The 11,883-nt window shown below is 60.8% G+C and carries 9 protein-coding genes and 4 tRNA genes; 2 read left to right on the forward strand and 11 right to left on the reverse strand.

Annotation, left to right across the window (positions count from 1 at the left end):
• Positions 1-220: 220 nt before the first annotated feature.
• Positions 221-547: an Arc family DNA-binding protein gene (locus R9B85_RS05155; RefSeq protein WP_012273554.1), complete on the forward strand. Its 327-nt coding sequence runs from the start codon at positions 221-223 to the stop codon at positions 545-547.
• Between the two features lie 223 nt (positions 548-770).
• Here the strand turns inward: R9B85_RS05155 and mgtE are convergent, their stop codons facing one another.
• The 8 genes from mgtE to alaS all read right to left on the reverse strand — a co-directional run bounded on the left by mgtE (position 771) and on the right by alaS (position 7,670).
• A complete protein-coding gene (mgtE, locus tag R9B85_RS05160) occupies positions 771-2,213 on the reverse strand; it encodes a magnesium transporter (protein WP_025340118.1) in 1,443 nt (480 codons plus the stop codon).
• Positions 2,214-2,729: 516 nt separating this feature from the next.
• A tRNA-Arg gene (locus tag R9B85_RS05165) sits at positions 2,730-2,806 on the reverse strand.
• A gap of 72 nt (positions 2,807-2,878) precedes the next feature.
• A tRNA-Arg gene (locus R9B85_RS05170) sits at positions 2,879-2,955 on the reverse strand.
• Positions 2,956-3,027: 72 nt separating this feature from the next.
• Positions 3,028-3,104 (reverse strand) — tRNA-Arg (locus R9B85_RS05175).
• A 106-nt stretch (positions 3,105-3,210) separates the two neighbouring features.
• A tRNA-Ser gene (locus R9B85_RS05180) sits at positions 3,211-3,301 on the reverse strand.
• Positions 3,302-3,373: 72 nt separating this feature from the next.
• Positions 3,374-3,562 carry a carbon storage regulator CsrA gene (gene csrA, locus R9B85_RS05185; RefSeq protein ID WP_003254503.1) on the reverse strand — a complete coding sequence of 63 codons (189 nt, stop codon included), beginning with the start codon at positions 3,560-3,562 and terminating at the stop codon, positions 3,374-3,376.
• A gap of 166 nt (positions 3,563-3,728) precedes the next feature.
• Positions 3,729-4,964, reverse strand: coding sequence for an aspartate kinase (locus R9B85_RS05190; RefSeq protein WP_112253149.1), 1,236 nt, complete (start codon positions 4,962-4,964; stop codon positions 3,729-3,731).
• 81 nt (positions 4,965-5,045) lie between these two features.
• Entirely contained in the window at positions 5,046-7,670 is a 2,625-nt protein-coding gene (gene alaS, locus R9B85_RS05195) for an alanine--tRNA ligase (protein ID WP_423770885.1), read from the reverse strand.
• A gap of 303 nt (positions 7,671-7,973) precedes the next feature.
• Between alaS and R9B85_RS05200 the strand changes: the two genes are divergently transcribed.
• On the forward strand, positions 7,974-9,146 hold the full coding sequence (locus R9B85_RS05200) for a M91 family zinc metallopeptidase (RefSeq protein ID WP_112253151.1): 1,173 nt from the start codon (positions 7,974-7,976) through the stop codon (positions 9,144-9,146).
• Between the two features lie 50 nt (positions 9,147-9,196).
• Here the strand turns inward: R9B85_RS05200 and astE are convergent, their stop codons facing one another.
• From astE to astB, 3 genes are read right to left on the reverse strand one after another with little or no spacing between them, the layout of a single operon-like run.
• Positions 9,197-10,204, reverse strand: coding sequence for a succinylglutamate desuccinylase (astE, locus tag R9B85_RS05205; RefSeq protein WP_112253152.1), 1,008 nt, complete (start codon positions 10,202-10,204; stop codon positions 9,197-9,199).
• A 10-nt stretch (positions 10,205-10,214) separates the two neighbouring features.
• Positions 10,215-10,505, reverse strand: coding sequence for a topoisomerase II (locus R9B85_RS05210; RefSeq protein ID WP_003256592.1), 291 nt, complete (start codon positions 10,503-10,505; stop codon positions 10,215-10,217).
• A 14-nt stretch (positions 10,506-10,519) separates the two neighbouring features.
• The gene (astB, locus tag R9B85_RS05215) at positions 10,520-11,869 is read right to left on the reverse strand and encodes an N-succinylarginine dihydrolase (RefSeq protein WP_423770886.1); all 1,350 of its coding nucleotides are present in this window, start codon (positions 11,867-11,869) and stop codon (positions 10,520-10,522) included.
• Positions 11,870-11,883: the final 14 nt, after the last annotated feature.

Raw genomic sequence — 11,883 nt, forward strand, 5'->3', positions numbered from 1 at the left:
CAAACCAGTACTCATTTCTGATAATTGGTACTGGCACAAAGCCTTTATCCGGCTCACTATTTGTCACAGAATTGACGCCAAGGAAACGGCGACCATGAGGCAAGATGAGCATCCATTTTTCACAGACGGTTGAACATTTCGTCGTCGCCGCGGTCGTACTACCACCCCGTGCGGCCAATTTTAGAACCGCTTCCCCTGAACCAAAATCCGGTCAATTTATATGCGCCCAATGAAACAGGCTATTTATTCGAGCCGCACCGCTGACAAGTTCGTCGTCCGCCTGCCAGACGGGATGCGTGAGCGCATTGCCGAGGTAGCGCGCAACCATCACCGCAGCATGAACTCCGAAATCATCGCGCGCCTGGAACAGAGCCTTATCCAGGAAGGTGCGCTGGGTGACGAGTTGAGCATGCGCCTGGACAGCCCTGAACTGTCCCTGCATGAACGCGAATTGCTGCAACGCTTCCGCCAACTGTCTCACCGCCAGCAGAACGCGCTGGTCGCCCTTATCGCTCACGATGTGGAAATGGCTACCGACGCCTCCTGAAGTTTGCAGCCGAACATGAAAAAGCCAGCGTAAGCTGGCTTTTTTGTGGGCTCATCACCGCTGCGGGATCACTCTCTGTGGGAGCGGCCTTGTGTCGCGAAAGGACTGCGAAGCAGCCCCAGAATGTTGTGCAGCGCCGCTGAAATTGCGGGGCCGCTCTGCGGCCCTTTCGCGACACAAGGCCGCTCCCACAGGGACCTCCTCAGCGTTTGGAGGTAATCGGTTACAGCAAGAACAGCGTGGCCAGCCCGAGGAAGATAAAGAACCCGCCACTGTCGGTCACTGCGGTAATCATCACGCTGGAGCCCATCGCCGGGTCGCGCCCCAGGCGTGTCAGGGTCATCGGGATCAATACTCCCATCAAGGCCGCCAGCAGCAGGTTCAAGGTCATCGCCGCAGTCATCACCAGGCCCAACGACCAGCTGCCATACAGCCAGAACGCCACCGCACCGATCACCCCGCCCCAGATCAGGCCGTTGAGCAGCGATACCGCCAGCTCCTTGCGCATCAGGCGGCTGGTGTTGCCCGGCGACACCTGGTCCAGCGCCATGGCGCGCACGATCATGGTGATGGTCTGGTTACCGGAGTTGCCGCCAATGCCCGCCACGATCGGCATCAGCGCAGCCAGGGCTACCAGTTTCTCTATCGAACCTTCGAACAGGCCGATCACACGCGACGCAACGAACGCGGTAATCAGGTTGATGGCCAGCCAGGCCCAGCGGTTGCGCAGCGAACGCCAGACCGAGGCGAAGATGTCTTCTTCCTCGCGCAAACCGGCCATGTTCAGCACTTCGCTTTCGCTTTCCTCGCGAATCAGGTCAACCATTTCGTCGATGGTCAAGCGGCCAATCAGGCGCTCGTTCTTGTCCACAACCGGCGCAGATACCAGGTCATAACGCTCGAAGGCCTGCGCCGCATCATAGGCATCTTCCTCGGGGTGGAAGGAGACCGGGTCGGTCGCCATGACCTCCGCCACCTTTTTCTCCGGGTCGTTGACCAGCAGACGCTTGATCGGCAATACGCCCTTGAGAATACCGTCATAGTCGACCACGAACAGTTTGTCGGTATGGTTCGGCAGCTCTTTCAGGCGGCGCAGGTAGCGTAAAACCACCTCCAGGCTGACGTCTTCGCGGATGGTGACCATCTCGAAGTCCATCAAGGCACCAACCTGCTCCTCGTCATAGCTCAGCGCCGAACGCACGCGCTCGCGTTGCTGGGCATCGAGGGTTTCCATCAGCTCGTGAACAACGTCACGCGGCAGCTCTGGAGCAAGGTCGGCCAGCTCGTCGGCGTCCATTTCCTTGGCTGCGGCGAGCAGCTCGTGATCGTCCATGTCGGCGATCAACGATTGCCGCACGGCGTCGGACACTTCCAGCAGAATGTCGCCATCGCGATCGGAGCGCACCAGCTGCCAGACCGTCAGGCGGTCTTCCAGGGGCAAGGCTTCAAGGATATAGGCGATGTCGGCGGGGTGCAGGTCATCGAGCTTGCGCTGCAGCTCGACGAGGTTCTGGCGGTGGACCAGGTTTTCCACCAGGTCGTTGTGGGCGCCTTCCTGACGGTGGGTCAGGTCTTCGACCACGCGCTGGCGCTGCAGCAGTTCGACCACCTGGGCCAGGCGGTCCTGCAGGCTTTCCTGCGCTTTTTTTACTTCTACTTCAGTCATAGGCGAACTCCACTCCCAGCAGCGGAGCACGCCGGGAGAATCAATCGGTCAGATCTTTCTGTATGAATCTTGTTAGCGAGTAACTACTGGGTAAGTCCATGGTGGTTTTCCACAAGCCCCGGCGGGGCTGACGGGCGCAATCATACACTGCTAAAGCTGTCAGATCGCTTAAAATTTTGGCCAGAACAATCGTTTGCGTGATAAAGCTGGGACAACGCTCGAAGCTATCAGTGCGGCGGTGGGTCTGGCGGTCAAGTTACATTTGTTGTGTGCCTGGATGTGTATGCGGTGCCTGATCGATCTCGGGGCTGCTTTGCAGCCCATCGCGACACAAGGCCGCTCCTACAAGGGATCGCGTACTTCTGTAGGAGCGGCCTTGTGTCGCGAAAGGGTCGCGCAGCGGCCCCCAAAGGCACACGCTCAATCTACAGAAGAGCTTAGATCGACATCACCAACAATTCATTGGCGCAGAAAAACAAAAAGCCCGCTCAATTGAGCGGGCTTCTTGATTTGGTGTGGCGGACTCAGCAGGATTCGAACCTGCGACCGCTCGGTTCGTAGCCGAGTACTCTATCCAGCTGAGCTATGAGTCCGTGGTGGTAGTTTTAGACCAGATTACCACTGGTTGGTTGAAGCGTCTTTGCAAGCAGAGCCACTTCAAAAAGTGGCGGACTCAGCAGGATTCGAACCTGCGACCGCTCGGTTCGTAGCCGAGTACTCTATCCAGCTGAGCTATGAGTCCGCAATGGTAGTTTTAGACCAGATTACCACTGGTTCTTTGAAGCAGCTTTGTAAGCAAAGCCACTTCAAAAAGTGGCGGACTCAGGAGGATTCGAACCTCCGACCGCTCGGTTCGTAGCCGAGTACTCTATCCAGCTGAGCTATGAGTCCGTGTCTTGCCGCGCATTATAGGTCGCTGAAACATTTTTGCAAGAACTTTTTCGTTTAAAATCAACTACTTAGCGTTCTTACCGTTTACAGCGCCCTAAGCGAATAATGGCGGTGAAGGGGGGATTCGAACCCCCGATACCCTTATGAGGTATACTCCCTTAGCAGGGGAGCGCCTTCGGCCACTCGGCCACCTCACCGCAACACGAGGCGAATATTAAACAGGCTCTTCCTCGTTTGCAACCCTTTTTTTGAAAAAAACTTCAAAAAAATTAAAGGCTTGGCTCTTCGTCCTTCTCTTTCTTGATCCGCAGGTAGATTTCCTCGCGGTGCACAGCCACTTCTTTCGGGGCGCTGACGCCAATACGCACCTGGTTGCCCTTGACGCCGAGCACCGTCACGGTGATCTCGCCGTCTCCAATGATCAGGCTCTCGGCGCACCGACGAGTCAGAATCAACATAGCTTTCTCCTTACGCAAAACATTCAGGGGTAACAGTCTTTGGTGTCGCGGCCTGGTCGTGGACGACGACCAGGCCCCGGTTACCCGCCGCACAGGCCAGGACAGGGCCTGCACGGCGAGCAGAAACGCGAAGGGCGCGGCAAGCCGCGCCCTTCCAGGCAGCGTATTACTCGCTCTGTCGTGCCGGAGCGTCGAGCTCGAACGCGGTGTGCAGCGCGCGTACGGCCAGCTCCAGGTACTTCTCTTCGATCACGACCGAAACCTTGATCTCGGAGGTGGAGATCATCTGGATGTTGATGCTCTCCTTGGCCAGGGCTTCGAACATGCGGCTGGCAACACCGGCGTGCGAACGCATGCCGACGCCGACGATCGAGACCTTGGCGATCTTGGTATCGCCGATCACTTCACGGGCACCGATTTCGCGGGCGGTGTTTTCCAGCACGCTCTGCGCCTTCTCGTACTCGTTGCGGTGTACGGTGAAGGTGAAGTCGGTGGTGTTATCGTGGGCAACGTTCTGCACGATCATGTCGACCTCGATGTTCGAGGCGCTGATCGGGCCGAGGATCTTGAAGGCCACGCCCGGGGTGTCCGGCACGCCGCGAATGGTCAGCTTGGCTTCATCACGGTTGAAGGCGATACCGGAAATGATCGGCTGTTCCATGGATTCCTCTTCATCAATGGTAATGAGGGTACCCGGACCCTCCTTGAAGCTGTGCAGCACGCGCAGCGGAACGTTGTACTTGCCGGCGAACTCCACCGAACGGATCTGCAGCACCTTGGAACCGAGGCTGGCCATTTCCAGCATCTCTTCGAAGGTGATCTTCTCCAGACGCTGGGCCTGTGGCACAACGCGCGGGTCAGTGGTGTAGACGCCATCGACGTCGGTGTAGATCTGGCACTCGTCAGCCTTCAGCGCAGCCGCCAGGGCCACGCCGGTGGTGTCGGAGCCGCCACGGCCCAGGGTGGTGATGCTGCCGTGCTCGTCGACGCCCTGGAAGCCCGCCACCACGACCACGCGGCCTTCCTTGAGGTCGGCACGAATCTTCTGGTCGTCGATCTGCAGGATGCGCGCCTTGTTGTGCGCGCTGTCGGTGAGGATGCGCACCTGGTTGCCGGTGTAGGACACCGCTGGCACACCACGCTTGATCAAGGCCATGGCCAGCAAGGCAATGGTGACCTGCTCACCGGTCGACACGATCACGTCCAGTTCACGTGGAACCGGGTGATCGGTAATCTGCTTGGCCAGGTCGATCAGGCGATTGGTTTCACCGCTCATTGCCGACAACACAACCACCAGGTCGTCGCCCGCCTCACGGTGTTTCTTGACCTTTTCGGCTACCTGCTCGATCCGCTCGATGGAACCGACAGAGGTGCCGCCAAATTTCTGTACGATCAACGCCATTTCAATGGTGCCTCAGCCCATACAGGGCCCCAAAAAACAATCCAACATGAAGGGGGACGACTAGACCATCCCCCCTTCATCTCAAAGTCCCTGCTCTGCGAATGGCACGGCCAGCGCCAGGGCCTGGTCCAGTGCAGCGACGTCGACGCCACCTCCCTGGGCCATGTCCGGACGGCCACCGCCCTTGCCACCCACCGCCGCAGCGGCTTGTTTCATCAGATCGCCAGCCTTGAGTTGGCTGGAGAGGTCCTTGGTCACGCCGGCCACCAGCACGACCTTGCCCTCATGCTCGCTGCCCAGCAGGATCACTGCGTGGCCGAGCTTGTTCTTCAGCTGATCGACCAGGGCCAGCAGGGCCTTGCCGTCCTGCCCATCCAGGCGGGCGGCGAGCACCTTGGCACCCTTGACCTCAACGGCCGCGTTGGAGAGATCGTCCCCGGCGGCGCTGGCGGCCTTGGCCTGCAGCTGTTCCAGCTGCTTCTCCAGCTGGCGGTTGCGCTCGAGCACAGCCGACAGCTTGTCGATCAGGTTGTCGCGGTTACCCTTCACCAGTTGCGCGGCTTCCTTGACCTGCTCTTCGGCAGCGTTCAGGTACGCCAGCGCAGCAGCGCCGGTGACCGCTTCGATACGACGCACGCCAGCGGCCACGCCGCCTTCGCTGATGATCTTGAACAGGCTGATGTCACCGGTGCGCTTGGCGTGGATACCGCCGCACAGCTCTACCGAGAAATCGCCGCCCATGCTCAGCACACGCACGGTATCGCCGTACTTCTCGCCGAACAGCGCCATGGCACCCTTGGCCTTGGCGGTTTCGATGTCGGTCAGTTCGGTTTCCACTGCGGTGTTCTTGCGCACTTCGCGGTTGACGATGTCTTCCAGGGCCTTGATCTGCTCCGGTTTCACCGCCTCGAAGTGGCTGAAGTCGAAACGCAGGCGCTGGCTGTCCACCAGCGAGCCTTTCTGCTGTACGTGCTCGCCCAGTACCTGACGCAGCGCTTCGTGCAGCAGGTGGGTGGCGGAGTGGTTCAGCGAGGTGGCGTGCTGCACATCGGCATCGACCTTGGCCTCGACTGGCGAACCGATCACCAGCGCACCGCTGGCAACAACGCCGTGGTGCAGGAAGGCACCGCCAGTCTTGGTGGTGTCGCGCACATCGAAGCGCGCAGCGCCAGCCTGCAGGTAGCCGGTGTCACCCACCTGGCCACCGGATTCGGCGTAGAACGGCGTGCGGTCGAGCACGACCACGCCCTGCTCGCCTTCACCCAGCTGGTCGACGGCCTGGCCGTCCTTGTACAGGGCGATGATCTTGCCCTGGCCTTCGGTGGCCTCGTAGCCGAGGAACTCGGTGGCGCTGTCGACCTTGACCAGGCTGTTGTAGTCCATGCCGAAGGCGCTGGCGGAGCGGGCACGTTCACGCTGGGCGTCCATCTCGCGCTCGAAGCCGGCCTCGTCGATGGTCAGCTCGCGCTCGCGGGCGATGTCGGCGGTCAGGTCCATCGGGAAGCCGTAGGTGTCGTACAGCTTGAACACCACGTCGCCCGGCACCACGTCGCCTTCGAGCTGGGCCAGGTCCTGCTCGAGAATGCGCAGGCCCTGCTCCAGGGTCTTGGCGAACTGTTCTTCTTCAGCCTTGAGCACACGCTCGATGTGCGCCTGCTGGCTGTTCAGTTCCGGGAAGGCCTCGCCCATTTCGGCGACCAGCGCGGCAACGATCTGGTAGAAGAAGCTGCCCTTGGCACCCAGCTTGTTACCGTGGCGGCAGGCGCGGCGAATGATGCGGCGCAGCACGTAGCCACGGCCTTCGTTGGACGGCAGCACGCCGTCGGCGATCAGGAAGCCGCACGAACGGATGTGGTCGGCGACCACTTTCAGCGAAGCCTGGCCCTCGTTGCTGCAACCGATGGCCTTGGCCGCGGCCGCCAGCAGGTTCTGGAACAGGTCGATCTCGTAGTTCGAGTGCACATGCTGCAGCACGGCGCTGACGCGCTCCAGGCCCATGCCGGTGTCCACCGACGGCGCTGGCAGCGGGTGCAGCACGCCGTCGGCGGTGCGGTTGAACTGCATGAAGACGTTGTTCCAGATCTCGATGTAGCGGTCGCCGTCTTCTTCCGGCGAGCCGGGTGGGCCGCCCCAGATGTCCGGGCCGTGGTCGTAGAAAATCTCGGTGCATGGGCCGCACGGGCCGGTGTCGCCCATGGTCCAGAAGTTGTCGGAGGCGTAAGGGGCGCCCTTGTTGTCACCAATGCGCACCATGCGCTCGGCCGGCACGCCGACTTCCTTGGTCCAGATATCGTAGGCTTCGTCGTCAGTGGCGTAGACGGTGACCCAGAGTTTTTCCTTGGGCAGGTTCAGCCATTTGTCGGAAGTCAGGAAGGTCCAGGCGAAGGTAATGGCGTCGCGCTTGAAATAGTCACCGAAGCTGAAGTTGCCCAGCATTTCAAAGAAGGTGTGGTGACGCGCGGTGTAACCGACGTTTTCCAGGTCGTTGTGCTTGCCGCCGGCGCGCACGCACTTCTGGCTGCTGACGGCACGCGTGTAGGCACGCTTCTCCGCACCGAGGAAGCAGTCCTTGAACTGGTTCATGCCGGCATTGGTGAACAGCAGGGTCGGGTCGTTGTTCGGGATCAGCGAACTGGAGGCGACTCGGGTATGTCCCTGCTCTTCGAAGAAGCGAAGGAAGGCTTCACGGATTTCTGCGCTTTTCATAGGTTCTTCCACGGAAACGGCGGCCGTTTTGGGCTAATACGTCGAATCGACGAAACGACGGCAAAGGGCGCCATTATAGCCAGCCTGCACAGGAGATACAGCGTGTTTATCGGCCCGAAATAGCCAATCGGCATTAAATCGTTATTGCGAACATAAAAATGCAGGCTATCCGGTTCAGCGCCTCGTCACAACGCCCCGCCTCGCGCCCCTGCACCTAGATAAGTACCACTCCCCGCCTGCCCAGACCTTTAGCCTTGGCCGCTGCATTACCTGCCGCCACCATCACTGCAAGCGAGGCCCCTCATGCACCCCAATCCCGTTTATTTCATTTCTGGTAGGACCAGCGGTTTTCAACAGTGGGCAGACACGTCCGTGGATGGCAGAGCCGTTCATCGATTCTACGAATACCGGGATGACAAGGTAGACGTCCTGCTGGAGCAGCTATGGTTCGAGCAAGGCCAGATCCCCGGAAGGCACCACATGGTGATTGACAGCCATGCCCCGGCCGTCGATGTCGATATTTCCGCCTACGATTGCCATCTGATGGCCAAGGTCGGCAACAAGACGTTCATCCTCGCCCCTACGCCCAGGCAAACCCTCATCATCAGAACCGCAAAGGGTGTGGCCAACGTTCAGGTGGCGCAGGAAGTGAAGACGCCGGTCATCATTCAGGCCGCAGACGGTACCACGCGTATCACCACCGGCGGTGGCATCACCGAGGTGTTCACCGGCGCTGGCGATGTGCAGATCGACGTGGGCCAAGGGCTGACGTTTATAAAGAGCGGTTCGGCGAACAGCCGTATCAACGGCCATATCCTGGTCGACGACCCTCATGATTCGGTGGTCTATGCCCGCAACCAGGCGGGCGACGCCCGCTTCGCACTGCCCCTGCCAGCGCCCTTCGACACGCTCGCCAGCAGCACATTCGACATACAGGGCAGCGATACCTTCAAGCAGGCCGTGCACAACCATCTGTTTTTCTTGCGCCACACGCAGTGCGGCCAGCAACTCCTGGCTGAGCTGGCAAAACGGTCCTGGATAAGGGTTAGCGAAACACAAGGGGCCACCCATTTTGGTGTCTACATTGCTGACCCGACTGACAGCGACCATTACCTGCGGCGCAACAGCCAGCTGGAATGGGTAGCCGGCTGGCCTGCAGAGGGTGGTAACCTGGCATTCAACCTGGCGCGCTCGCTCAGCGACAATTTGCCGCTGCTCGACCTTTACCGTTGCATGTGCGAGGCGTACAACGCCTTCAGCGGCACGACGATACCTGGCGATACCCTGATCAGGACTATCGATCGCCGGCAGATCAGGGTCGCTAACGCACACCTGCAGGCAATCGGCCTGCCGAGCGGCCTGCTGTACGATTTCGACAATGATCCCGACACAGCGCCGACCAACAGCAACCCACCGCCATTCAACGAAAACGCACTGCGAATGGAGCTAGGCCTGCCAGTGCGCACGTACTACTGAGCGTGTCCATGTGGTGCGCCTGAGCGCGCGCCACATGCCCGGACCAGCACTCAGCCCAACTGCTGCCCCGAGTCCGGCACGATCAGGATACCGGCGCGCAAGCCGTTCCTGACCTTGGGGTTGGGGAAGATGATGCGCGCCCCCTCCTCCTCGACCACCCAGCGCGTCTCGGCGAGGTCTTCGGCCAGCAGGTAGCCCTTGCTCAGCTCGGAGAAGTTCTCGATATCCGCCGGCAAGTGCAGGTGGAAGCTGTCGCTGTGCTTGATGATCTCGCGGGAAACGCTGAACAGCTGCAAGCCGTCCAGCGAGCCCTCGCCTTCTGGCTCGTTGGCTTCAATGATCTGGATCAGCCGCTCTTCCAGCTTGTCGAGGTTGACCTCCTCGTTCTGGCCGAACGGGCGGGCCTTGCCCAGCTCCAGGGTAAAGGCCTCGGCCTCGAGCTGTTCGTAGGTGAAGGCGCTGAAGGTAATCGACGACTTGCTCTGCAGCAACACCGCCTCCATGCCAGCTGCCGCCAGACGCGCCAGTTCGCGACGGGAATGCTTGCGCCCTTCTTTATAAGGGTACAAGGCGAACTGCTCGATCTTGGAACCACGAATGGCCGTATGCAGGTCGTAGTGCAAGCGGCTGCGCCCCGGCTTGCTGAAGAACACCCGGGCAAACTGCTCCAGCTCGGCAGCGCGCAATGCCTCAAAGCCGCTGGACAGTTCATGGCGGCCATTGAACAGGCGATTGATGTCCTGCTCGATGAAACGCTCGCCCTTGCGGATCGCTGGCGGGTTGCCGAACAGGAACAACACTCGCGCCTTCGGCTTGATCTTGCCATTGGCCACGCCGTGCAGCAGCCGTTCGAGCAACTCGATGGGGGCTGTTTCATTGCCGTGGATGCCGGCAGACAACAGCAGATCGAGCCCGCAATCGTCGCTTTCAGCCGGGCGCACCTCAAGTGCGCCCTCCCCCAGCCAGCGCAACCGCGCGCCCTTGGGTGTCACTTGGGTCTTCTCGGCCGGCTCGTGATCGGTGAGGGTCAGCTCAAGCAATTTGCCAAGGGCGAGCATAGGTACTTCCTTAGTGATGGTGGCCGCAGTCGGGGCCATGGACGTGATCGTCGTCTTCGCCGACCTCGGCCGGTTCCATTTCCAGCTGCAGGCTGACCAGGTTGGTGGCCATCGGGCGCAGCAGCAGGTTGGCGTACTCGGTGTCGTCTTCCTCGACATCCACGCCAATCAGCAGCTGGCCACGACCATCCTGCTGAATCCACACTTCCTTGCCTTGCCAGACCACGGCAAAGCGGGTGCAGGAAGTTTCCAACTGGGTGCCGTCTTCATCTTCCAGGATAAGGCGCAGGGCGTCGGTCATTGCAAAGTCTCTCTTCAAGGTTGGCGTTGGAACGGATACACCGAGCCCAACTTCAGGATCTGGGTCAGTTCGTCCAGTGCCGTACGGCATTCCACCAGCAATTGCGGGTCGGCCAGGTCCGCCTCGCCAAGGCGATCGCGGTAATGCTTGTCGACCCACTGCAGCAGAGTGTCATACAGCGAGGCGGTCATGATAACGCCTTGGTTGACGGCTGCCAGTTCCGTTTCCTTCAACGCCACGCGCAAACGAAGGCACGCCGGGCCACCACCGTTCTGCATGCTCTGCTTGAGGTCGAACACCTTGACCTCCCGCACCGGGCCACCCTGGCTGGTCAACTGGCCCAGATAGGCCCAGACCCGCTCGTTGTTGCGGCATTCTTCCGGCACCACCAGCAGCATGGAGCCGTCATCACGGCTGAGCAGCTGGCTGTTGAACAGGTAGGAACGCACCGCATCCTCCACCGTCACCGCTGCCCGCGGCACGCAGATGGCCTGGAAGTTGCCACCCTTGCTGGCCAGTTTAGCTCGCAGCTGGCCAAGTACCGCGTCGGTGTCGAGGAAAGCGTCCTCGTGGTAGAACAGCACCTCGCCGTTGCCCACCGCAATTACATCGTTGTGGAACACGCCCTGGTCGATCACGGCCGGGTTCTGTTGAGCGTAGACCACGCCGTCGTCGCTCAGGCCATGCAGCCGGGCCACGGCCTGGGAGGCTTCCAGAGTTTGCCGGGCCGGGTACTTCTGCGGCGCCGGGTAGCGGCTGTCGAAGGCGCTGCGGCCGTAGACGAAGAACTCCACACCGGCCTCGCCATAGGCACGGCAGAAACGCGTGTGGTTGGCTGCACCCTCGTCACCGAACTGTGCCACCGCAGGCAGTGCCTCGTGGTGGGCAAAGTGCCTGGCGTCGCTGAACATGGCCCCCAGCACGCGGCTGGTGGTCGGGTGCTCGATGCTGCGGTGGTACTTGCAATTGAGGTTGGCAGCAGTGAAGTGCACGCGGCCATCGGCAGTATCGGCACTAGGGCTGACCGTGGCGGCGTTGGCCACCCACATGCTCGAAGCCGAGCAACTGGCCACCAGCAATGGCATGGCCTCCTTGGCGGCACGCTGGATCACTTCGGCATCGCGGCCGCTGAAGCCCAGGCGGCGCAGCGCGGCCACATCCGGGCGCTCCTGCGGCGCCAGCACGCCCTGCTTGAAGCCCATGTCGGCCAGCGCTTTCATCTTCGCCAGGCCCTGGCGCGCGGCTTCGCGCGGGTTGGAACCCTGCTGGCTGTTGCTCTGCGAAGCCACGTTGCCGTAGGACAGGCCGCCATAGTTGTGGGTAGGCCCCACCAGGCCATCAAAATTCACTTCGTAGGATTTCATCGGCTAGGCTCCGT

The sequence above is a fragment of the Pseudomonas sp. NLJ1 genome, from assembly GCF_049486705.1.
GTDB classification, from domain to species: Bacteria; Pseudomonadota; Gammaproteobacteria; order Pseudomonadales; family Pseudomonadaceae; genus Aquipseudomonas; species Aquipseudomonas inefficax.